We start from the raw sequence: 23,581 nt of genomic DNA, 5'->3' as shown, positions 1-23,581 counted from the left end.
GCTCCGATAAAGGGGTGGACGACCTCACTGTAGGAGCCTAGGCTTTGGCGCATACGCCATTGAGCCCACTAATCACGCCAATCATGCCCAGAATCATTCATGTACTCGCCTTCGAGAATGTCCAGGTGCTGGATGTGACCGGACCCCTGCAGGTGTTCGCGTCCGCCAATGACCTGGCACGCCAGCGTGGCTTGGCGTTGCCTTACGCGGTGAGTGTGATCACCGCCCAGGCTGAACCGGTAATGACCTCTGCCGGTCTGGCGCTGCTGGCCGAACCGCTGCCCGCCAACGACACGCCTTGCGACACCCTGGTGATTGCCGGTGGTTGGGGCGTGTATGGCGCTGCCGAAGACCCGGCGCTGGTGCAATGGGTGCGGGAAAAGGCCCGGCACACACGGCGCATGGCTTCGGTGTGCACCGGAGCTTTTCTGTTGGCCGCCAGTGGCTTGCTCGACGGCTGCCGGGTGGCCACGCACTGGACGCGCTGTGAAGAACTGGCGCGCAAGTTTCCCGCGCTGACGGTGGAGGCCAATCCGATTTTCATCCAGCAAGGCGCAGTGTGGACGTCGGCCGGGGTGACCGCCGGGATCGACCTGTGCCTGGCTCTGTTGGAAGAGGACCTGGGGCGTGCCTTTGCCCTGGAAGTAGCGCGTCACCTGGTGGTGTTCCTCAAGCGCCCGGGCGGGCAGGCGCAATTCAGCGTGACGCTGGCCCTGCAAAAGAGCGACAGCCGCTTTGCCGAATTGCACGCCTGGATCGCCGAGCACCTGACACTGGATCTGAACATCGCCAACCTGGCGGCGCAGGCCGGCATGAGTGAGCGTAGTTTTGTGCGTCACTACCGAGCCGAAACCGGCCAAACCCCGGCGCGCGCTGTTGAGCTGATCCGTATCGAAAGCGCACGCCGGCAGTTGGCAGACAGCACCACCTCGATCAAACGCATTGCCCTGCAATGCGGCTTTGGCTGTGAAGAGACATTGCGCCGCAGCTTCCTGCGCGCCCTGTCGGTGACGCCCCAGGCTTATCGGGAGCGTTTTTCAGCGCTGCAGTAATTCCAGCAAGGCCTCCAGCGTGACCTTGGGCGCTTCCTGGAAAACATTGTGGCCCACGCCGGGCAATACGTGCCGTCGATAAAAACCGCTGAATTGCTCCACATCCTCATCCTCTTGAGAGGGCGGGCCAACGCCATCGTCGGCACCGCACAATGAGATGCTCGGCACCGAGATCGCCGGTTGCGGCACCAATGCCTGCTCGATGAATTCCAGCGCGGGGTCACCCGGTGCATACATGAATCGATGGCGATAGGAGTGAATCACCACCGCGACAAAATCCGGGTTATCAAACGATGGCGCGGTGTTGGCGTACAGGCTTGGCCCTTCACGCCAGGTCGGTGACCAGAGCCGCCATAACAACTCGCAGAGTTCACGGCGGTTGGCGGTCAAACCGTCGACCCCGCGCTGGGTGTGAAAGTAATACTGGTACCACAAACGATGCTCAGTTTCCGCAGCCCGAGGCGTGAGCGACTTGGCGATGTCCTGGATGTTATAGCCATCGCCGGTCACCAGGCCGCGTACCCGTTCCGGCCACAGCGCCGCGACAATGCACGCGGCGCGCCCACCCCAGTCAAAGCCTGCGAGAGTAGCCCAGGGGATCGCCAGAGCATCCATGAAGTCCAGCAGGTCCTTGGCCAGCGCCGCCTGCTGGCCGGAGCGCATGACCTGGGCGTTGGTAAACCGCGTCGGGCCATAACCGCGCAGATATGGCACCAACACCCGATAACCCCGCTCGGCCAATACCGGCGCGATCTCGTCGTAGCCGCGTGGGTCGTAGGGGAAGCCATGCAGCAGAATCACCGGCTCGCCCTCGACAGGCCCGTGGGTCTCGTAAGCCACATCCAACATAGAGGTGCGCACGTACAGCAATGGGGCAGGGGGGTTCAGGGTTGCCATACAGTCTTCTCCCCGCTGAGCTTGCGGTCCAGAAACGTCGCCGCACTGATCAACGCCAAATGGCTTAGAGCCTGGGGCGTATTGCCCAGGTGCCGGGCCTGGCTGTCGAATTCTTCGGCGTATAACCCCAGGGGGTTGGCGTAACGCAGCAACTGTTCAAATTCCAGATGGGCTTTTTCCACTTGGCCGGCGCGGGCCAGGCATTCGACGTACCAGAATGAGCAAGCGGCAAACGCGCCCTCGGTGCCTTGCAGCCCATCGATCTGGCTGTCGTCGTTGCGATAACGGTAGACCATGCCGTCGCGCACCAGGCTTTTCTGGATCGCTTCCAGTGTCGACAGCCAGCGCGGGTCGGTCGCCGCTACAAAGCGCACCAGCGGCATCAACAGCATCGAACCGTCCAGCGCGGTGCTGCCGGTATGTTGCACAAAATGCCCGCGCTCCTCGTTCCAGAAGTTGCTCCAGATGTCGGCGTAGATCGCCTGGCGCGTCTGATCCCAGCGGGCGAACGGTGCCGGCAGTGAACGTTTGGACGCCAGGCGAATGGCGCGATCCACGGCCACCCAACACATCAGGCGCGAATGCAGGAAGTGGTGCTGCTCGCCGCGCATTTCCCAGATGCCCACGTCTTTGCGGTTCCAGATCTCACACACTTGGTCGACCACTTCCACCGTGTGTTTCCAGCCTTCGTGGGAGATGGCTTCGCCGTATTTGTTGACCAGATACACCGCGTCCATAAGTTCGCCGTAAATATCCAGTTGGATCTGGTCAAACGCTTCATTGCCCACGCGCACCGGTTGGGCGCCGCCATGGCCGCTCAGATGGTCAAGTGTGGTTTCCGGCAGTTCCTGGCGACCGTCGATGCCGTAGAGGATGTTGATCTTGGTCGGCTGCCCGCAGCAGGCGCTGACCCGGCCTTTGAGCCAACGCATGTAGGCATTGGCCTCTTCGACAAAACCCAGGCGCATGAACGCGTAGACGGTGAACGAGGCGTCGCGGATCCAGGTGTAGCGGTAATCCCAATTGCGTTCGCCGCCGGGGGTTTCCGGCAGGCCGAAGGTAGCGGCGGCGATGATTGCGCCGTGCTTGCGCGAGGTCAAAAGCTTCAACGCCAAGGCCGAGCGGTTGACCATTTCACGCCAGCGCCCACGGTAATTGGACTGGGAGATCCAGCCACGCCAGTACTTCAGGGTACGCTCCAGGTACAGGTCGGTGCAGTCATTGACCACACGCGGATCGTCCTGGCCACCGAGCACGAATTCGGCGCCTTCGTCCTGGGCCAGAGTGAAACTGGTGACGGCTGCATGTTCTTCGAGGGTCAGCGGGTGGCTGCCCACCAGGCGCAGGCCGGGCTGATCGTCGGCGCTGAACAGCACGCCGCTATCGTCGGCTGTGGCGCGAGTCTTGGCACGCGCGTAGTCGTGGCGCACGGCGCAGCGCAGGTGCAGGGTGGCTTGGCCGCTGACCACCCGTACCCGGCGAATCAGCAAAGGCAGCTCGTCGACCTCTTCGCTGACCGCCAGCAGGTCGGTGACTTCTACCACCGCCGCGTCGCTGAGCCAGCGGGTTTGCAGCACGTTGGTGTCGGGCAGGTAGATCTGTTCGCGGCGGGCGTTGGGCAAGTCCGGGGTGAGCTGGAACGTTCCGGCCTCGGGCGTATCGAGCAGCGCGCAGAAGATCGACGGGCTGTCGAATTCGGGCCAACAGAAAAAGTCGATGGTGCCCCGGTCGTTCACCAGTGCTGCGCTACGCATGTCGCCGATGATGCCGTGAGCGTCGATGGCGCTTTGGGGTTCGCTTTTCAAATCAACCATTGCCATTAAACTCCGGATAAAGACTCATGCCACCATCGATAAACAGCGTACTGCCGACGACATAATCAGACGCGTCGCTGGCCAGCCATACCACCGCATTGGCCACGTCTTGCACATCACCGACACGGCCATAAGGGATCAATTTGAGTAACTCTTTCTCCGCAGCGCCTTCGGTGGCGGCACGGTTGATCGCCGTACGAATAGCGCCGGGCGCAATACCATTGATGCGGATACGTTGCTCGCTGACTTCCTGGGCGAGGGTGCGCATCAGCATCTCCACACCGCCCTTGGACGCCGCATAATTCACATGCCCGGCCCAGGGGATGAGTTGATGCACCGAGCTCATATGGATGATTTTACCGGCGGCGCGGGACACGCCTTCGCGAATACCTTGACGATTGAAAATACGCACGGCCGCACGGGCACAAAGGAATTGCCCGGTGAGGTTGACGCCGATCACGGTGTTCCAGTCCTCAAGGGTCATGTCGACCAGGTTGGCGTCTTTTTGCAAGCCGGAGTTGGCCACCAGGATATCCAGGTGGCCGAAGGCGTCGAGCGTCTGGGCGAACAGGCGTTCGACGTCAGCTTCCTTGGACACATCGCCACCGATGGCAAGCGCCCGGCCACCGGCGGCATTGATCTGTGCGGCGAGGGCCTCGGCCGGTGCCGCCTGGGAATTGTAGTTGAGCACCACCGCCGCACCCGCTGCGGCCAGGGCTTTGGCGGCACCGGCGCCAATGCCGGAGCTGGCGCCGGTGACCAGGGCCACTTGTTGCTGCAAGGAAATCTGCATCGCCCACCCACTGTGATTATGAGAGTCCTTTCAGCTGACTGACGACGAGCAGTGGAAGTTCACCGTTTGGCTCATATGCCCAGTCCATGGGCAACAACGGTATGCGCGCCGATACATACCCGTCGGCTGACCCTGGCAGCGCTGTCAAACCGGGACAGGTGCTGGAACAGGGGATCGGCCAGGTAGGCATCAATGGCCGAGTCCGGAGCATGGGGGCTGGGAGGAGGCCCTTCGCGGGCGGCGGCCGGCCGATGAATGATTTGCCCGTCGACCATGCCGATTTCGACCGCAGCCCTACCGGCCACCAGGTTCACAAACGTGTGCATGTCATAGAGCAGGATGCCGTTTTGAAGTGACCACATGTCCATGCTGCCGACATTGTGCAAGCCTACCGGGATGATGCGCTCGCATTCGGCCGGTGTGAGCCCGTTGCCGATCAGCACCGCCCGAGCCTTCTCATCGTTGCGGGCAACCAGCACCAGGTTTTCCAACTGTCGGACCAGGTTACCCAACCCACTTGCCGGCTCCCGGAGCAGGCTGAGCCATCCCAGTAGACCGCTATGGGAGCGCTTCTTGAGGTGTTTGAGCTGAACGCCATAAACCTGGCCATGCAGGTTGTCCCGGATGAAAAAATCGACATCCACTTCCACGGCACTGTCTTTTGTATGGTGTTGCAGCAGTTCGAAATCGAGCACTTCAATATGGGCGCAACGTTTGAGCCGGTTCAACAGGTAGGCCTTCTGTGCATCAGAGGTGGCCTTGCCGTGCCAATTGGCACCGAGCTTTATTTCTGCAAGTTTTTCGGCTGTCTCGATGGCGCCACTCGCCAGGTTGCGCGTTCCCAGGATCAGTCCGCCTCCAGAGAAATCGAACAGCCGGTCAACCACGGGGAGTTGCGCTTGAATCTGACTGACAAGTTCGTAGACCGGCGTGATGCCCTTCTGCGCGGCGTGGCGATGATCGAAGGGTGGGGTTCCAGGGTGCTGTGCCCCATGCACCGCGTGAATGATCATCAGCAGCAAGGGTTCGAGTTGATCGAATAATAATCCGGCCACGGGACCGTAGTCTGGCGGCAGTCGCCAATGCTGGGGAAATATAGTCAATGCCGATACGCTGGCGTTTGGCAGTTGGTTTCGTCGAGCCGGGTCGGCGGCCACGATGGCAAGGCTCTGGATGGCCAGGGAGGCAGACGCAAGAGATGCCTGCTCCAGGGCTGAACCAAACCACACTCGTCGAAGGTGCATGCGCATGGCGTCCGAGGACGGCGTGATGCTGCAACGGCCGGTCTCATCAAGGGTTGCCCTGGCGATACCCAGTATGACCAGCGCCAGTAGCTCAGAAAGCCAAACGCATTGGCACGTCAGGCTAACAGTGTCATGCGAGGATGGGGCACCCATGGCTTCGCATGGCATGGTCGAGAGTACGGTTTCAAACAGCTGCAGATCGAGCAGCCGCGCAATATCGGTCAGGGTGCCGTTGGGTAAAGGTCCCGTGTCGACGGTGGTGTGTATCTGGGTTTGCTGCAGATGCGCCTCGCGGGATTTCCACAGTGCGCTCGTGCCGGTGAGTGGCAGCTTGGGTGCCAGCAGCGCCTGTATCTGGCACAGCTGTTCGACCAATGTCTGCACGCCCGGGCATTCATCCGTCAGGGAACTGATGAGTTTTCGATTGGATTCGCTCAAACAGAACTTGTGCGGGTAAGTGCTGACGTTGCAGGCAAGGCGTAAGGCGTGGTGGCAGCGGGTATCGATAAAAGGCGTGTGCATAGGTGTAGCGCTCGGCCGGAAGGTGAATGTTATTGTATGGTGCTTAGAATAAAGGGAATGGAGAGGGCGCGATGGAATGTATATGCCGACAGGCACCGCACGCATGAACAAAATACTCATAGGTCTATCAGCGGTTTTGTCACTGGCTCAAACGTCGGGGGCCTTGGCAGAAAACATTAATGGCAAGACGCTCTACCTCCAAAGATGCGCGGTGTGTCATGGGCCCGATATCAGAGCGACCGGGCCATTGGCTAAAAAAAGCAATCCGCCAACGCCTGACCTTACAACCACAGCTTTCAAGCAGCGGCTCAAGGATTATCCGGGAGTTATCGTGTCGTCGATCATCCTTCGTCCCAATGGCGACCTGATCCCAAGAACGTTGCGGGAGAACGGTGTAAAGATAGCGCCGCATGCCTGGAGCATTAAGGATCTGCGCGACCTGCATCAATATATGAGTGCGGTTATTTCAAAAAAATAAGTGCTCTCGGGAACAGAAGTGGCGCAGGCGATCAGCAGCAATTGCCCTGCTTAATAGGAAGCATTACTATTCACGCCCCGCCTACCCAGTGCATCCGCGATGACCCCTCAGCCGCCCCGCAGAACAGGCTTTTTCGAGCACTACGAAGAGTTGATCGGAACCTGGACGCGCCGCCTGAGAAACCGCCAGCAAGCCGAAGATCTGGCCCATGACACCTTTGTGCGTGTGCTTGAGTCCCGCGCCAGCGAGGTAGTACAACCGCGCGCCTACCTGCATCAAACCGCACGCAATATTGCGGTGGACGCCTACCGCCGCGAAGACCGCCGCGCGGCGCTGACGCTTCAAGTCATTGATCACAGCTTGCCCCATGGTGGTGATCCGGAGCATTACATGCACGCGATCCAGTTGGCCGATTCCATCGAGCGGGCCTTGGCGGAGCTGCCGCTCAACTGTCGCAGGATTTTCATCTGGCAGAAAATCGAGGGCCTGACCCAGCAGGAAATCGCCGAGCGCCTGGGGCTGTCTAAAAACATGGTGGAAAAGTATATGATCCGCACCCTGCGGCATCTGCGTGATCGTCTGGATGCGATGGCGCCATGACCCGCTTTGAATCAGGATCTTGCTCGATGGATAACCGTGTCCGTGATGAGGCCGCGCAATGGTTTGTACGCCTGCAGGACGGCCCATTGAATGCCGAGGAGCGGCAACGTTTCGATGCCTGGCGGGCGCGGGCGCCTGAGCACCAGTATGAATTCGATGTGCTGCAAGGGCTGTGGGGCGCCACCGATCTGCTGCCCAGGGCCCGCTTGCAGGCCCTGGGCGATACGCCGGTCGAGGCTCCCAGGCGCCGTGCGGTATTGCGCTATGCCGTTGCCGCCAGTGTGGTCGCCATTGCAGTGGGCCTGGGTTTAGTCAGCGGGGTGGGCCAGTCAAAGCCTTACAGTGCAGAGTTCAGCACCCGATTGGGCGAGCATCGCCAGGTAGCCTTGCCCGATGGCTCGGTGATGGACCTCAACAGCCGCAGCGTGGCCGCGGTTCGCTATGAAAAGGGCCTGCGGAACGTGGAACTCAAGCAGGGCGAGGCGATGTTCAGTGTCGAGCATGACGCCGGGCGCCCGTTCGTCGTGGTCGCCGGGTCAGGTCAGGTAACGGTTACCGGCACGCGTTTTGATGTGCGCCGCGATGAAGACCAGACCCGCGTGGCGGTCGAGGCCGGTACGGTCAAGGTGCAGGGGCGCATATCGGATCAGACAGTGACGCTCACCGCCGGCCGTGGCACCCATGTCGATACCCAAGGCCAAGTGGCAGCGGCCTACGCGGTGAACCCTGAAGAACTGACAGCGTGGCGTACCGGCAAACTGGTGTTCAACAACGCCACCTTGGGCGAGGTGGCCCGGGAAGTGTCGCGCTACCGTGAGCAACCGCTGCGTGTCAGTACGGCAGCGGTGGGCAACCTGCGCCTGACCAGCGTATTCAAATCCAGTGACACCGACGCCTTGCTCAAAGCCTTGCCGCACATCCTCCCCGTGGCCTTGCGCACCTTGCCGGACGGCAGTCAGGAAATTATTTCACGCTGACATTCAGGTTTTTTTCGAGTTCTTCGTCTTCTCCTGCAACTGCAACCGCAACTGGTTTGCATTAACAGCCGCACACTCTTGCGATCACAGGACTAGGTTCGACGTGAAAAAACTCGCCATCCACAATAATAAAATCTCTCGCTGGGCTCCCCTGGCCCTGGCCATTGCGGTCAGCACCGCGCTGCCTGCCACGTATGCGGCCGATGGCATACATATCCGCGCCCAGTCACTGGGTGCTGCGCTCAGCCAACTGGGCCAGCAGACTTCGCTGCAAGTGTTCTTCAGCCCCGACATGGTGGCCGACAAGCAAGCTCCAGCGGTGGATGGCAACCTCTCGCCCGAACAAGCCCTGCGCCAACTGCTGCAGGGCAGTGGGCTGGATTACCAGATCGACGCCGGCTCCGTGACCCTGCGCCCGGTGAGTAACGGCACCGGTGAAGCGGGTTCACCGTTGGAGCTGGGAGTCACCGATATCAAGGTGGTGGGCGACTGGCTCGGCGATGCTGATGCCGCCGTGGTGCAAAACCATCCGGGTGCGCGTACCGTGGTGCGCCGCGAAGCCATGGTGGAGCAGGGCGCGATGAACGTCGGTGATGTGCTGCGACGTATACCAGGCGTGCAGGTGCAGGAAGCCAACGGCACCGGCGGCAGCGATATTTCCCTCAACGTCGGTGTACGCGGCTTGACCTCACGGCTGTCGCCGCGCTCCACCGTGCTGATCGACGGCGTACCGGCGGCCTTCGCCCCGTACGGCCAGCCGCAACTGTCGATGGCACCGATTTCTGCCGGTAACCTGGAAAGCATCGACGTTGTCCGCGGGGCCGGCTCCGTACGTTATGGGCCACAGAACGTGGGGGGCGTGATCAACTTCGTGACCCGCGCAATTCCGGAGAAATTCTCCGGTGAGGTCGGCACTACCCTGCAGACCTCCGCCCATGGTGGCTGGAAGCATGTGGAGAACGCCTTTATTGGCGGCACGGCAGACAACGGCATCGGCGCCGCATTGCTGTACTCCGGGGTCAACGGCAACGGCTATCGCAACAGCAATAACTCCAACGATATCGACGACGTGATCTTCAAGACCCATTGGGCGCCGACCGATCAAGACGACTTCTCGCTGAACTTCCACTACTACGACGCCAGCGCCGACATGCCCGGCGGCCTGACCCAGCAGCAGTTCGACGCCAACCCGTATCAGTCGGTGCGCGACTGGGACAACTTCAGCGGTCGCCGCAAGGACGTGTCCTTCAAGTACATCCGCCAGATCGATGATCGCACCCAGGCCGAAGTGCTGACCTACTATTCCGACAGCTTCCGTGGCAGCAACATCGCCAACCGTGATTTGAAAACCCTCAGTTCCTACCCGCGCACCTACTACACCTTTGGTATCGAGCCGCGGGTGTCCCATGTGTTTGACCTGGGCCCGAGCACCCAGGAAGTCAGCGTTGGCTACCGTTACCTCAAGGAAGGCATGCACGAGCAAGCCACCAGCCTGAACCTGGTCAACAACGTGCCGACGCCGGGCGGGCAGAGCGATGGCCATGTCTATCAGGACCGCACCGGTGGCACCGAAGCCAACGCCTTCTACATCGACAACAAAATCGATATTGGCAAATGGACCATCACTCCGGGCATCCGCTTTGAAGATATCCGCACCCAATGGCATGACCGCCCCGTCGTGGCCCTGAACGGCAAGCGTACCGAGGAAAAACGCCGCGAGATCCACAACAACGAGCCCTTGCCGGCCCTGAGCGTGATGTATCACGTCTCCGATGCCTGGAAACTGTTTGCCAATTACGAAACCTCCTTCGGCAGCCTGCAGTATTTCCAGCTGGGCCAGGGCGGCACCGGCAACCAGACCGCCAATGGCCTTAACCCGGAAAAAGCCAAGACCTACGAGATCGGAACGCGCTACAACGACAGCGTCTGGGGCGGCGAAGTGACACTGTTCTACATCGACTTCTCGGATGAGCTGCAATACGTCAGCAACGATGTAGGCTGGACTAACCTCGGCGCCACCAAGCACGCCGGTGTCGAAGCCTCGGCCCACTACGACCTGTCCAATCTCGACCCGCGCCTTGACGGGCTGACGGCTAACGCCGGCTTTACCTATACCAAGGCCACCTCCGAAGGTGATGTACCGTTCAAGGGCCGCGACCTGCCCCTGTACTCCCGTGAAGTGGCGACGCTGGGCCTGCGCTACGACGTCAACCACTGGACCCATAACCTCGATGTCTATGCGCAATCCAAGCAGCGTGCACCAGGTACCGGCACCACCTACATTACCCAGGGCACCGACGATGGCCAATATGGCGACATCCCAGGTTATGTCTCCGTCAACCTGCGCAGCGGCTATGACTTTGGCGCGCAATTGTCGAACCTCAAGCTGGGCGTGGGTGTAAAAAACGTCTTTGACCAGCAGCATTACACGCGCTCCAGCGACAACAACGCCGGGATATACCTGGGTGAGCCGCGTACGTTCTTCGTCCAGGCAAGCGTCGGGTTCTGATATTCAGTTGATAGGAAAAATCGCAACCCACGGGTTGCGATTTTTTTTTTGCTCGGGCACGCCGCCGCTTTGCCTGGGGGCAGCAGCTAAAAGACCATTGCCTGCTCGATCTGTTTCCTACACTCGCACAGCATATATTGTTGCTGGCACAGGAACTGATTCCGACAAAAAGCCACACATGGGAAAGCTGATGGGCTTCGACACTACGTTGGAGCGACAAGCTGAAAATCGCGCCCACTGTAATGGAGAAACGCATGTCGGTACCGATGTTGGATCCATCCCCCGTCTCTACCTCATCAACCTCTGATCCTTCGCAGGCCACTGCCAAGCCCGAGGTCAAGAACACTCGTGAAGCGCCTGCTGCGCCTTCTTTCAAAGGTCAGAGTTCCGCCAACGTAAATTTTCAATCCGGGGAAAGTAAGGCCGGTCCAGTGTTCGGCAACCATCAGGCGGCCACCACTGGCGCAGATGTGTCAGGCAGCCACCATCACCATCATCACGCTCCTGCAATGCAGGATTTCCTGAGCCAGTTCAAGCAATGGATGAACCAATGGTTTTCCGGACATCGGCCGCCTCCGTATCCAGGCTGCGGCGGTCCACCACCAAGGCCGAACCCAGGTTGCAGCAATCCGCCGCCGAGGCCGAATCCCGGGGCGAGCAACCCGCCACCGCGACCAGACCCTACCGGCGGAGAAAGGCCCTATCCGGTCGCGCCTGGCAGGCCAGATCCGCAATACTCGCTGAAGAACAATGAAGAGTTGGCAGCGCAATTGCGCGACAGTTTCCATGCTTTCAGGGACCCCAGGAATCCAGGGTATATCAGTGTTGACAGCATCCTTGCGATGGCGAGAAGAGGGTGGTCGCCTAACCCCGCCATGCGGGAGAACATTCGCTTGGCCAATGAGCTGCTGCGGCGTCCGGAACTGATGGCGGCGCTTGACCGACAAGCGTCTACCGGTGCATTGGATAATCTCATCGACTTTCAGAATGTGATCGCGGTCATCAAGGGCGAAAACTACTTCAAGTACAAGTCTGACAAGGAGTTGGCCGCTGAAATGCTCGAGCATTTTGACGAATTGAAGGGCTGGCCCTGGGGGCCAGACCTTAGAATCCACGACCTGAAAAAGCTCGCCCGCCAACCTTTCACAGGCGACGCTGAAAAGGACCACCTTATCCAGTTGGCCCAGGCAGTGATCCAGCGAGGTAATCTGCTCAAACTGATGGACGACCTTGCCAGTAAAGACGGGGACGGAAAGATCAATTGGAGAGCATTGGTCCTATTGTCCAAGTGACCAACCTACAGGCGCTGCACGGCGAATGCGGCGCCTGACTCAATTGTTCGAGGAACGGATTACACTCATTTGCCACATAGCTGATATCTACAGTAGTGATTCACCCGCCGCTTTTCAGATTCCGAGTGAGGGCAAACTCATGAATTCAACCTCGTTTAACTCCCCCCCATCCCAGCGCCTTGAACTCTTGCACAGCACCCAGGACGCGAAACTTGCGGTATCAGAGGAGGGCGCAGCAACGCGAGGCCTGCACACCCCTGCAAAGGAACATGCGGCCCAAGCCCTGCGCATGAAGGCTTTTGCCGGTCAGCGACAATTCCAGGCGCCCGTTTCGGATGACTTTTCCAGGGGCATGCTTGCGGACGGACAGACCCCCGAAGATGGTGCCGGATCGATAAAAAATGTCGGGCTGATTCACACCCTCGCGGGCTGGTGGCGCAGACGCAAGTTGGGTTGAGCGTCGCTGGTTGCGGTTTTACATATTGTTATTGGTATTCGTTGTCCGTAAGGAACTGCCGGGTTCATCCAACCACACATGATGTGCTTGTCCGAGTGGAATTCATTCGTTGATTTTGGTCATCACCGAGCCGATCACCAAGCGGATATGCATCTCAAAGAGTTGGAGAAAACCCATGTCAATCGATGGTGTACTACCTCCCGGGCGGTCTCACGCCCCTGGTGGACCGGCCCCGCAACCCATGGCGCCACCACCGGTCGACAGCGCTGGAGCCTGGAGTGAAACGCCCTCCGTGCCTGCGGCTGTTGGGCCTCGCAAGCCCTTCCTGCTGCGCGAAACATTGTCTGTCCTGCGTCATCGAAACTTGCAGAACTTCCCCCCGCAGCGGGCGCAGTTTTCCCTGCCGGGCCCCAACTCCACGGACAAGCAATTGGCGAGTGCCCTGGAGAAAGCCTTCGGGTTGCTGCACTCGTATATGAATGACGGGCGCTTGACCTGGTTGTCATTGCAGCGGATCGCCGCTGAGCCCACCGGAAAAAACGAGGAGTTGGACGGCGCGATTCAGGTCGTCCGGGAAATTCTCGAGCGCCCGCGACTAAGCGATGCGATCTTCGGTCGTGACGGTGATATCACGCGAGATAGTCTCAGGGCGGCGGCCCAGGCGTTGCAGGGCAACAGCTCCCCAAGCGCCTTCAGCCAGGATCCCTTTCATGCCCAGGGCAATGCTGATGTGGTTGAGGCGCTGCAAGGGCAGTTTGAACACTTGAGAGATAAAACCAAGGATCGGACCTTTCTTTTCGAACAGCACCAGTACGTAGACATCGCCAAACTCAGGGAAGTTTTGCAGGATCCGTATGAGGTTGATCAACAGGGCAACCCGGTGCTGGACCCGTCCACCGGGATGCCCAGGTCCAAGTACAGCGAAATGTGCGTCTACACGATGAAGAACATTTTTGAGCGGCCGGGTCTGCTACCTGCGCTGAAGCATGCGAATACTCCACGCCTGTTTGGCCCGCCGCATGTAGAAGACCACCTGTGCAACAAAAACCTCGAACGTTGGCAGGAGCAGCACAAAGCTCGCAAAGCGCGTTGAGCCGTGACCTACACCTTGAGGATTCTGCCGCTGATAGCGACTGCCGCCAGCAATACCGCAATCAGCACGAAAGCGGTACTCAAACTGCTGCCATGGGCGATAAAGCCGATCATGGCGGGGCCGGCGAGAATACCGGCGTAACCCAGGGTGGTGATGGCCGGCACTGCAATATGTTCAGGCATGACTTTTTGTCTACCGACGGCGGTGTACAGCACCGGCACGATATTCGAACACCCGGCACCCACCAATGCGTACCCGAGCAACGCTGTTTCCCAAGCCGGCAATAATGTCGCCAGGAGTAAGCCGGCACACGCCAGCGCGCCACCGATCACGATCACTAGCGTGGCGCCCAGGCGTCGGACAATGGCATCACCGGTCAGGCGCCCAGCGGTCATGGTCAAGGCAAATGCCGCGTAGCCAAGACCGGCGTAGGCCTCATCCAGGCCACGCTCAGCACTCAGGAATACCGCACTCCAATCCAGCACGGCACCTTCAGCCAGGAACACGATAAAACACAAGCAGCCGATAAACAGCACCACTCCGTGGGGCACTGCAAATGCAGGACCTGAGCTTTCACTGCCATACGGCAACAGGTGCGGCGCGGCCTTGAACAGCGCAACTGCCATGATAATGACCACCACCAGGGTCGCCTGCAGGGGAGACAGGCCCAGCCCCAGCAAACCGGAAACTCCTGCCGCGCCGACAATGCCACCCAGGCTGAAGAGGCCATGAAACCCTGACATCATGGTCTTGCCACTGGCGCGCTCAACGATGACGGCTTGCAGATTCACGGTGGAGTCCACGGTGCCCAGGCCCGCACCAAACAGGAATAACCCGGCGATCAGTAACGGGATCGAACTGACAGTGGCCAACATCGGCAGGGCCAGGCAGATCATCAGCGTCCCGGCGGTAAGCACGCGCCGGCAACCGTAGCGAGACGCCAGCGCGCCCGCCGCCGGCATTGCGATGATCGAACCCACCCCCAGGCACAACAGCAATAGACCAAGCGTGCCTTCGTTCAGGTTCGCGCGCGCCTTGGCATACGGCACCAAGGGCGCCCACGCGGCAATACCAAAACCGGCGATAAAAAAAGCGATACGGGTGGACATTTGTTCCAACCGCCCGGGAACCACGGGGGCTGGAGTGGGAATGGCAGTCATGAAAAATCCTTGGTTTTGCGTTCAGCGAACGATGTCCGGCGTGACATCCTTGCACATCAGGCCTTTTCGAGCGAGCAGGGTTCCCTTCGCGTGCGGGGTAAAAAATGCGGATCGATAGCATTATTTTACGAACACGGAACGCGTTGACGCTTGAAAACCACACTGACGTTATCGTGCCTGTAAGGGGTGACCTGAAGGTGTGTAATCCTTGTGAGGGTGGTTGAGCCTCAGGTTTCTTGCGGTGGATTACCACCTTTGAGCCCACTTCCCACACATCGAGCGATCTGTAATACGCTGCTGTCGCGCTAAGCAGGTATCAGAGCGGACGAACCGATGAAAAATTCAAGGCGGGCGTGGTCATGACCCGGTTTTACGATGCGCGCGGCAATATTTATGGCGTGGTCAGCCCTTCCTATTTATGCAGCCGGGGAATTGAGGTGCCCGACAACGCCGGCACGGCTGCAAGCACGCGCAAGGCGTGGGCCGCGTCAGCTGTTGCGTCCGAATGTAGCTGGGGTTCATTGCCACGTGCGAAGGATGCCAAGGCATACCGTTGCGACGGTTTGCTGGTGGGGCCTTTCCAGGCCCGGCCACCGTTTGATTTACTGATCATCAATACCGACGGCTCCCTGGCCGAACGCAGTGGCAATGGCCTGACTATCTTCGCCCAAGCGTTGACTGACCAAGGCATGATGACCCAGGGCAGCGAATTGCGCGTGTATCACGACAAGCCCGATGCGGTATCGCCCGTGGTGACTTATATCGAGCCTGCACTCTACGAACAAATACGTGGTTTCTGGCTGACCTTGGGTCGCCCCGAGTTCGGGCCGCTGGCAGTAGGGGCAATTGGCGTGGGTACGGTGGCAGCGGGGCGACATGAGTTCAGCCATGTGGCAGCCCTGGCCGCGATTGACCCTCAATGGCGGCGCAGTCAGTTTGTGCGGGTGGGCAACCCCCATTGCGTAACGTTACTGGAGCAGGCGTGCGCCTTGCCAGCTAACGATACGATGCATCAGCCAGGGTTGTTCAACCGTTTACAGAGCATCGCCTTTGCCCCTCCGGCAGGTAGTGGCCAACCCTGTGTCGGTGGGGTCAACCTGCAGTGGGCCGCTCGGGACTCCGGCAAGCGCGTCATTGCCCGTGTATTTGAGCGAGGTGAAGGGCCTACCGCGTCTTCGGGCACCAGCGCCTGCGCCGTGGCTTGTGCCGCGTGGCGAGCGGGTTGGGTGGAGGCTGGAGACGTCGCCGTGGTAATGCCGGGTGGTACGGCTCCAGTGCATTTGCAGGCGGAGGCTGGGAACCTGTTGAGTGTCAGTCTGTTTGGGGCCGCCCGACTGATAACCTGAACCTGTGAAAACCCCGGACGGCTTAATCCGGTGTCAGCTGTTCCTGAATTGTTAGCTGTTAAAACTGTAAGTCAAAGTAAGAAATTTCTTGATATTAGCGAGCCTTGTTTTACAGCGTGTCGCATTTTTTAAAAGACACTTCCAATCTCGACGTACGAAACTTCTCTTTTATTTTTTAACATCCGAAACGTTGCCGAAATCGCTAAGCTTTAACGTGTTCAGGTGCTTTTTTCGCAAGCCATTGAGGGTTGGCGTGGAAGAGTATTTCAATCGAAAAAGTTGATGGCGGGTAACAAAGGATGGTTCACGCGTTTTCTTCCTCACGTTTTAAATTGTTGCTTCCAGGTATTAATACGGACTTCCAGGTTTTGTCCTTCAAAGGTCACGAAGCCCTCGACCAGCCGTACTTCATTCACATGCAATTGATCAGCGAAGACCCTTCCATTGACCTGGAAGCCTTGCTTCGTCAACCCGCCTATCTGGACTTCGGCGAGGGGGATACGGGCCTGCATGGGCAGGTCTACGCCATCGGCCGGGATGACCAGGGCGTACGGTTCACCCGTTATCACCTGACGCTGGCCCCCCGCCTTGCATGGCTTGCCCATCGCCGCAACCAGCGGGTTTTCCAGCAGCGCAACGTGCCGCAGATTATTGCGACGATCCTTGAGCACCACGGCATTCTCGCCGATACCTATACCTTCGAGCTCGGGCCGGTGGTGTATCCCCCGCGGACATTCTGCGTGCAGTACATGGAGTCCGACCTGCACTTCATCCAGCGACTGTGTGAAGAGGAGGGTATTCACTTCCATTTTCGCCACAGTACGGACAATCATCTGCTGGTGTTTGGTGATGACCAGACAGTATTTCGAAGGTTACCGGTGCAGCGTTATTGTTCATCGCCTGATCCTGCGCTCGAGGCCCGCGTAGTCCAGCGTTTCGACCGGCGCCTGCAAACCCGCAGTCAACGCAGCGTACGCCGTGATTTCGACTTTGAGCATCCTTCGCTACACCTGCAAGCCCAGGCCGGAGCCACGGATCCTTTGGAAGACTATGGCTCCCCCGCTGGGTTCACCAGCCGTGAACGAGGTGCTCAACTGGCGCGCCGCGGCCTGGAGCGCCATCAGCGTGATCGTCATCGAGTATTGGGCAAGAGCGATCAACCGGCGTTATGCAGTGGTCACTTTCTCGAGTTGTGCGATCACCCCGATCCAGTCTGCAACGACTTGTGGCTACTGACTTCGGTACGTCATGAGGGCTACCAACCGCAGGTTTTGGAGGAGGCCGCATTTGGAGTCGACAGGTTTCAAGGCTATCGCAACCGCTTCACCGCGACACCTTGGAGCGCAGTGCATCGACCGCCGCTCAAGCACCCCAAGTCGACGATCAGTGGCAGCCAAACCGCGACGGTGACCGGGCCTGCGGGTGAGGATATCCATTGCGATGCCTATGGCCGTGTGAAGGTGCGCTTTCATTGGGATCGTCGGGACAAACCTGACGATACCAGCAGCTGTTGGCTGCGGGTAGCGTCCGGTTGGGCGGGGGATGGGTTTGGCGCCATGGTCATTCCACGGGTGGGCATGGAAGTGCTCGTGAGCTTCCTGGAGGGCGACCCCGACCAACCCCTGGTCAGCGGTTGCCTGCCCAACGCGCTACACCTGCCCGCCTACCCCTTGCCGCAGCACAAGACGCGCAGCGTTCTGCGTAGCCGCAGTTCTCCCCACGGAGCAGGGGCCAACGAGTTGCACCTTGAAGACAGGCGCGGCGAAGAACTGATCTACCTGCGCGCACAACGCGACCTGGAACAACAGGTGGGCCGTGACAGCCGCCTGGAAGTCGCCGGGCAGAGGCATGAAATCATCCGAGGGGTGAGCACGCTCCGGCTGGAAAGCGAGGAGCATCGCCACGTCGACGGTGATCGCAAGGTAACGCTCAAGGCACATGACCACCTTGACGTACAGGGCGATAGCCTGACCCGAGTGGGCCAGACCCTGGTGATCGAAGCCGGCCAGCAGATTCATCTCCAGGCCGGTGCCAGCCTGGTAATCGATGCGGGTGCGCAACTGAGCCTTAAGGCGGGCGGAGAGCACCTGGTGATTCAAGCCGGGAGTATTTTCAGCAGCCGCACCATCAGCCTTGGTGGCACACCGTCGGCAACCCATTCGGTGGGCCCTGTGCGAGTTGACGCGCCAATATCTGCGGTGCAAGGCGTCATCATGGACTTGGCCAAGCAACTGGGCGCGGATTTTTGCCCCCTGTGCGAAGGCTGCCGAGAAGGCGGCTGCGATATCGTGGGGAGGGCGGCTTGATGGACAGCTTGCCCAATCGATGGATGGCTCAACAGCGGCAGAGAGGGTACGCGCTGTGCCTGATGCTGGAGGGCCATAACACGGCTCGCCAACCTCTGTTGGCAGGGCGCGGCCCATTGCACTATTGCGAACTCTACAGCGAGACCGATGCGGCGCAATTGGCGAGCTCAGGCCCGGTCATAGTGTTGCTGGAGCAGATGCAGGAACCTGCATTGGTCGAGCTGCTGCAACACCCCGAGTCGAATTGGGGGTGGATGGGTAGTTTGCCTGCTGCCGATTTGGACGATGTGACTCGACATTGGCGCGCGCGATTGCTGCTGGGGCCCAAGGGCCAGCAGGTGCTTTATCGAATTCACGACAACCGCACCCTAGGGCGTGCCTTGGCCCATTTATCTAAAGCGCATTGGCCGGACTACCTCGGGCCGCTCATCAGCGTGTGCTATTGGCACGAAGGCCGTTGGTGCCAGGCCGAGAACCCCGCACCAGGCGACTATCCGGTACCCGACCCGTCACCTTGGCTGGGTGCACCCAATCCCCAGGCCGAAGCCATCCTGCACGCCAATATCCTGCGCTACCTGTTGGCCGAGCACAGCGAAGACCTGGCTGCATTGGTTGAGTTTCAGGACCCGAGGATCTGGCTGGCCCAGGTACTGGAGCAGGCACGCACCTGGCAATGGCACACGCCTGAGCAGTTGGAGTTTTTGGTGGTGCGTCGGTTGGAAGAGGCGACCCGCAGCAGCATTGTCCATTGGCAACCGAGGGTAGGCGAGGCGCCAGGGGCGCATTTTGAACGGGTGGTGGAGCAGTGGCGTAGGGAGGAAGGGAAGGGTGAATAGATGGATGAAAGTGGGGTTGCTTGTGGTCGGGGTCGTAGGGTTTTCGGGGTGTACGGGGAAGGGGGTAGAGCATTTTACGTTGGAGGTGGATTTGCCGCCGCAGTTTGAACTTAAAACGGCGGCTAATTATCGACCTGCAACGGGTGAAACCTGTGTCTTGCCGAGACGCCGGGGCAAGAGACCGGAGCGGAAAGTCTTTTTTACAGACTACAAACCTGTCGCGAGCAGGGTGAGTTATGAGTTACCGCTGACTGAAACGGTAGAAGGGTGCCCGTTGGTACTGCGTAGTTTGGAGTTTGATTTCTATGCGAAATGGGGAAAGCGGAGTACGGATGTGGGTGGGGATATTGCCACTATCTCTATCAGAGATTATCTGGATATGCCCGGGATGCGGGAGTCAGATGTGCAGGATTTTTCGGGCCAGTGTCAATGGTTGTTTCGGACTGTAGGCCCTCTTCACGGGATCAGGAAAATTCTCCAGTGCCGTTCGGTTAATGCGGAGGGGAAATTGCAAAAAACACGAGTAGGTGGGTTCGCGCAACGAGACGAACTCTCAGGAAAGACCCTGAGGATGGTGCTGACTTTGACTGATGAGGAGAGACCCGCTTTTGACGATAACTGGGTATCTGTTCCAGGAGGGTGGAAACGCTGTAAAGGTAAGGACTTCTCTGATCGGGATGCCTACTGCAACGGCAACACGACCGATTTTAAACCTATAAAAATGCCGGACGGTCGCATCTGCGATATCTATCCATCCTGTGAGTGAAGGAGTGAGTCATGTGCACGGACGCAAGGAAGCGATCATTTTTCAGTGATAGCACGCCAGCTTGTTCATTACGAGGGCAGTGGGTGAGCTTTTGCTTAGTCGATGAAGTCGGAGTAGGAACGATGTATGGCGGTCTGCCGTATACCGTTCACGACAGTGCAGGACAGCAGTACAAAGGTCGATTGAACGGAGAGGGCAGCGCCAAGTTAAAAGATATTTATAGCGGTCCCGTAGTTCTTGTTTTTGACGAACTTTATTCAGGAACAGAGCAGCCATATCGCCGATTAATGATGCGGCCGACTTATCAAATTCCTATCAGCGAGCTTCAAGTTCGGGCAGAACAAACTAAACTTTCTACGTCCCATGGGCGTCGTGTTGAAGCCAATCCTGCTCAACAACAAGCTGACCGGTTCTATCAAGTCGAAGTCAGAGATCTGGTTCGACATGTCGCCCACTTGCCTCCGATAACGCCTCGTACCCATCGTCCCAAACTTCATGCATTGAAAATGATGGCCGAGCTGGGATTCGGCCCGCCCGAGCCAACATTAACGGGTATCGTGCTGTTTCCAAACAAGCACACCATTCTCGAGGTACGACCATTGCGGGCCTTGCGCCCAATGCTATCTGTCGAAGACAACATCTGTGCCCTGAATGTGTATCAACTGGCATTGTTTGCTGCGTTGAGTTATTGCGATTTTGGGCAAGTCCCTCGAGAAAAACCCTTAAAGCAGGTCCGGTTTCCGTTGGATCCAAGCGTTGGAAATCTGTTCGCTGAACAGCTGTCGGTGTATCACGAAGCCTGGCAAATCGATCCGAAGCAAACGCAGCGTTTCTATCCGCTCTATGAAGAAGTCCCATACTCCCAGCGTTTCGAAATCCTGCCTTTCGATCCCGACTTATATCCCCAAAATCGCCCGGAACTAAAGGACAAGCAGGAACACCCTGCACGCCTGCATTTTTTCGATGACGAAAAATTTGGCACTGATACCCAGGCGTTCATCACTCACCACGACGAGGTCATCCTGATTTCCGTGCGAGGAACCGTCAGCGGTGCTGATGCGCTACGTGACGCAGACGCCCATCAAGTGGCTTTCGTCGACGGCGTTGGTAAAGTCCACGAGGGCTTCTACCAGGCTTACCGTGCTATGCGTGATTTCGTATTGCAATACCTTGACCAATTCCACATTGGCCAGCGTATTGTGATTTGCGGCCACAGCCTTGGCGGCGCTATTGCATTGCTGTTGGCCGAAGGGCTGCGCCGAACCCCGGATGCTAACTACAACATTCTCCTCTACACCTACGGCGCCCCTCGCGCCGCCGACTCCGAGTTCATCGCCGGCGCCTCGTCCTTGGTCCATCACCGCATCGTCAACCACAACGACCCCGTCCCCAGCGTTCCGGCGCGTTGGATGAACACCACCGCCAAACTCTGGATCCCCGGGGCCATCACATTATTCAGTGCCCCTGCACCCGGAGGCCTATTGTTCGCCGCCGGGCTGATACGTGTGGGCGGCAACCCCTATCAACATCACGGTGAGCAACATCACTTCATGCCGATCACGCTCCCGGACGGCACCCATTCTTCGGTGCTATGGAAACCTGGCTGTGAGTCCATCCAGGAGGCGGGCTGTCATCGTGCATTGCAACTCCAGGGGGATATGCCCGACCGTGACAATCTGCTGCGGCAGCTTTTTCAGGCCGGCCAACACTTCATGACCGCCAGCTACATCCCCGCAGCCTGGGCCACACTGCGACGCTGGCAGCAAGCCCTGGATCGCCAAGGCCCCCTGGTGACCTTGAGGGAGTTTGAGCTGCTCGACCGCGCCCTCGAAGATATGCGCGAGCAACTGAGAGCCAAACGGCGAGAACTTGCCCGCCAGCGTCCCGCCAATGATCGCAGCTATGAACCTACCGATGCCTTGAACGCCGAGATCGACCGCTTGCACACCAGCCGCGAGCGCCTGGCAACCCTGCGCTGGCGTCGCCTTGAAGCTCGCGACGTCTACGGCAGTCAAGCACAGTCTGCGCAACTGCAATCGAGCCTCAAACGTTGGTTCAGTCACGCTGAAAACCGCGAGCTTGCTCAATTTGCCAGCATTCCGCCGCCTGCACACCATGATCAGGGAAAAGCGCAAACGCTGGACATCGACTCAATCGTCTAGCCAGCCGGGTTATATAAAAACTCCACCTGCGCCGGCTGTCGTTTCATCAGCACCTTACCGTTGCGGATCGAGTACAGCGGCAGGCCCTGGCTGCGAACGACCTCATAGTCGCTGTCGGCGGACAGGATCAGCAGGTTGGCGGGGCGACCGGCCTGCAGCCCATATCGGTCGCCCAGGGCCATGGCCTTGGCACTGTTGTCGGTCACCAGGTCGAGGGCGTTTTGCAGGTTACGGTAGCCGAGCATATGGCAGATGTGCAGGCCGGCTTCCAGGACCCGCAAGATGTTGCCGTTGCCCAGGGGGTACCAGGGGTCAACGATGGAGTCCTGGCCGAAGCACACGTTCATGCCGGCCTCAAGCAGTTCGTTGACACGGGTGACACCCCGGCGTTTCGGGAAGCTGTCGAAGCGACCTTGCAGATGGATGCTTTCAGTGGGGCAGGAGACAAAGCTGATGCCTGAATGCCCCAGCAAACGGAACAGTTTGGCGCAGTAAGCGTTGTCGTAGGAGCCCATGGCCGTGGTGTGGCTGGCGGTGACCCGCGCGCCCATGTCGCGGCTGCGGGCTTCCTCGGCGAGGACTTCGAGGAAACGTGAGTGCGGGTCGTCGGTTTCGTCACAGTGCACGTCCACCAGGCAGCCCGTGCGTTCGGCAAGGTCCATGAGGAATTTCACTGAACTGACCCCTTGGTCGCGGGTGTATTCGAAGTGGGGGATACCGCCGATCACGTCGGCGCCCAGGCGAACGGCCTCTTCCATTAGTTCGCGGCCATTGCGGAACGACTCGATGCCCTCCTGGGGGAAGGCGACGATTTGCAGGTCGACCAGGTGCGCGCTTTCTTCGCGCACCTCCAGCAGGGCCTTGAGTGCCGTGAGGTCCGGGTCGGTGACGTCGACATGGGTGCGCACATGCTGGATGCCGTGGGCGGCGAGGGCCTGGATGGTTTTTTTAGCGCGGGTCTTGGTGTCTTCCAGGGTAATAGTGGCCTTGCGCTCACCCCAGCACTCGATGCCTTCAAACAGCGTGCCGCTCATATTCCAGCGCGGTTCCCCGGCGGTGAGGGTGGCGTCGAGGTGGATATGGGGTTCTACAAAGGGCGGTATGACCAGGTTACCGGCGGCGTCCAGGTCGCTGCTCGTGAGTGTCGGGGTCCCGGTGTGCGCAGTAATGCTGGCGATCCGGCCGTGTTCCAGGTGCAGATCATGCAGGCCTTCACGGTTGCGCAGGCGGGCATTGATGATGTGCATGGTCAAGTTCCTCTTGGCTAAAAACAATCA

General features: G+C 59.2%; 19 protein-coding genes. 13 read left to right on the top strand and 6 right to left on the bottom strand.

The window, feature by feature from the left end:
• The first annotated feature begins 83 nt into the window (after positions 1-83).
• A complete protein-coding gene (locus QZR30_RS24915; protein ID WP_274358260.1) occupies positions 84-1,052 on the top strand; it encodes a GlxA family transcriptional regulator in 969 nt (322 codons plus the stop codon).
• Here QZR30_RS24915 and QZR30_RS24910 read toward each other — a convergent pair.
• From QZR30_RS24910 to QZR30_RS24895, 4 genes are all read right to left on the bottom strand, one after another.
• A complete protein-coding gene (locus QZR30_RS24910; protein WP_311904450.1) occupies positions 1,038-1,949 on the bottom strand; it encodes an alpha/beta fold hydrolase in 912 nt (303 codons plus the stop codon). The two genes, QZR30_RS24915 and QZR30_RS24910, sit on opposite strands and share 15 nt — an antisense overlap.
• Positions 1,937-3,763 (bottom strand): glycoside hydrolase family 15 protein, encoded by a 1,827-nt coding sequence (locus tag QZR30_RS24905; RefSeq protein ID WP_068966819.1) that lies wholly within the window; start codon positions 3,761-3,763, stop codon positions 1,937-1,939. Before QZR30_RS24905 ends, QZR30_RS24910 begins: the two co-directional genes overlap by 13 nt.
• Positions 3,756-4,556: a glucose 1-dehydrogenase gene (locus tag QZR30_RS24900; protein ID WP_046068981.1), complete on the bottom strand. Its 801-nt coding sequence runs from the start codon at positions 4,554-4,556 to the stop codon at positions 3,756-3,758. Before QZR30_RS24900 ends, QZR30_RS24905 begins: the two co-directional genes overlap by 8 nt.
• 71 nt (positions 4,557-4,627) lie before the next feature.
• Positions 4,628-6,322, bottom strand: coding sequence for a hypothetical protein (locus QZR30_RS24895; RefSeq protein WP_311904449.1), 1,695 nt, complete (start codon positions 6,320-6,322; stop codon positions 4,628-4,630).
• Between the two features lie 82 nt (positions 6,323-6,404).
• Here QZR30_RS24895 and QZR30_RS24890 point away from each other — a divergent pair, with 82 nt between their 5' ends.
• The 7 genes from QZR30_RS24890 to QZR30_RS24860 all read left to right on the top strand — a co-directional run bounded on the left by QZR30_RS24890 (position 6,405) and on the right by QZR30_RS24860 (position 13,728).
• Positions 6,405-6,800 (top strand): c-type cytochrome, encoded by a 396-nt coding sequence (locus tag QZR30_RS24890; protein WP_411741017.1) that lies wholly within the window; start codon positions 6,405-6,407, stop codon positions 6,798-6,800.
• Positions 6,801-6,899: 99 nt separating this feature from the next.
• On the top strand, positions 6,900-7,400 hold the full coding sequence (locus QZR30_RS24885; protein WP_046068979.1) for a sigma-70 family RNA polymerase sigma factor: 501 nt from the start codon (positions 6,900-6,902) through the stop codon (positions 7,398-7,400).
• 26 nt (positions 7,401-7,426) lie between these two features.
• Positions 7,427-8,377: a FecR family protein gene (locus QZR30_RS24880; RefSeq protein ID WP_311904447.1), complete on the top strand. Its 951-nt coding sequence runs from the start codon at positions 7,427-7,429 to the stop codon at positions 8,375-8,377.
• Between the two features lie 103 nt (positions 8,378-8,480).
• Positions 8,481-10,886 carry a TonB-dependent siderophore receptor gene (locus QZR30_RS24875; protein ID WP_046068977.1) on the top strand — a complete coding sequence of 802 codons (2,406 nt, stop codon included), beginning with the start codon at positions 8,481-8,483 and terminating at the stop codon, positions 10,884-10,886.
• A gap of 254 nt (positions 10,887-11,140) precedes the next feature.
• On the top strand, positions 11,141-12,178 hold the full coding sequence (locus tag QZR30_RS24870) for a type III secretion effector protein (protein WP_199525528.1): 1,038 nt from the start codon (positions 11,141-11,143) through the stop codon (positions 12,176-12,178).
• Positions 12,179-12,203: 25 nt separating this feature from the next.
• Complete coding sequence (locus tag QZR30_RS24865; RefSeq protein ID WP_233518717.1) at positions 12,204-12,635, top strand: type III secretion protein; 432 nt, start codon at positions 12,204-12,206, stop codon at positions 12,633-12,635.
• Between the two features lie 241 nt (positions 12,636-12,876).
• Positions 12,877-13,728, top strand: a complete 852-nt coding sequence (locus QZR30_RS24860) for a type III secretion protein (RefSeq protein WP_236708695.1) — start codon at positions 12,877-12,879, stop codon at positions 13,726-13,728.
• 8 nt (positions 13,729-13,736) lie between these two features.
• On the opposite strand, the gene QZR30_RS24855 is transcribed toward QZR30_RS24860, so the two are convergent.
• A complete protein-coding gene (locus QZR30_RS24855) occupies positions 13,737-14,888 on the bottom strand; it encodes an MFS transporter (protein ID WP_046068975.1) in 1,152 nt (383 codons plus the stop codon).
• A 359-nt stretch (positions 14,889-15,247) separates the two neighbouring features.
• Here QZR30_RS24855 and QZR30_RS24850 point away from each other — a divergent pair, with 359 nt between their 5' ends.
• The 5 genes from QZR30_RS24850 (at position 15,248) to QZR30_RS24830 (ending at position 22,304) form a co-directional block, all read left to right on the top strand.
• Positions 15,248-16,234 (top strand): diaminopimelate epimerase, encoded by a 987-nt coding sequence (locus QZR30_RS24850; protein ID WP_274358265.1) that lies wholly within the window; start codon positions 15,248-15,250, stop codon positions 16,232-16,234.
• A 299-nt stretch (positions 16,235-16,533) separates the two neighbouring features.
• Positions 16,534-18,540 carry a type VI secretion system tip protein TssI/VgrG gene (gene tssI, locus QZR30_RS24845; RefSeq protein WP_274358266.1) on the top strand — a complete coding sequence of 669 codons (2,007 nt, stop codon included), beginning with the start codon at positions 16,534-16,536 and terminating at the stop codon, positions 18,538-18,540.
• Complete coding sequence (locus QZR30_RS24840; RefSeq protein WP_274358267.1) at positions 18,540-19,376, top strand: DUF4123 domain-containing protein; 837 nt, start codon at positions 18,540-18,542, stop codon at positions 19,374-19,376. Before tssI ends, QZR30_RS24840 begins: the two co-directional genes overlap by 1 nt.
• Before the next feature lie 4 nt (positions 19,377-19,380).
• Positions 19,381-20,142 carry a hypothetical protein gene (locus QZR30_RS24835; RefSeq protein WP_046068971.1) on the top strand — a complete coding sequence of 254 codons (762 nt, stop codon included), beginning with the start codon at positions 19,381-19,383 and terminating at the stop codon, positions 20,140-20,142.
• Between the two features lie 11 nt (positions 20,143-20,153).
• The gene (locus QZR30_RS24830) at positions 20,154-22,304 is read left to right on the top strand and encodes a lipase family protein (protein WP_274358268.1); all 2,151 of its coding nucleotides are present in this window, start codon (positions 20,154-20,156) and stop codon (positions 22,302-22,304) included.
• On the opposite strand, the gene codA is transcribed toward QZR30_RS24830, so the two are convergent.
• Entirely contained in the window at positions 22,301-23,551 is a 1,251-nt protein-coding gene (gene codA, locus QZR30_RS24825; protein WP_059396889.1) for a cytosine deaminase, read from the bottom strand. The genes QZR30_RS24830 and codA overlap by 4 nt on opposite strands.
• Between the last annotated feature and the right edge of the window lie 30 nt (positions 23,552-23,581).

Source organism: Pseudomonas sp. rhizo25, assembly GCF_031931935.1.
GTDB classification, from domain to species: domain Bacteria; phylum Pseudomonadota; class Gammaproteobacteria; order Pseudomonadales; family Pseudomonadaceae; genus Aquipseudomonas; species Aquipseudomonas synxantha.
Note: the sequence above shows the minus strand (reverse complement) of the source record. Positions and strands in the feature narration are given on the sequence as shown.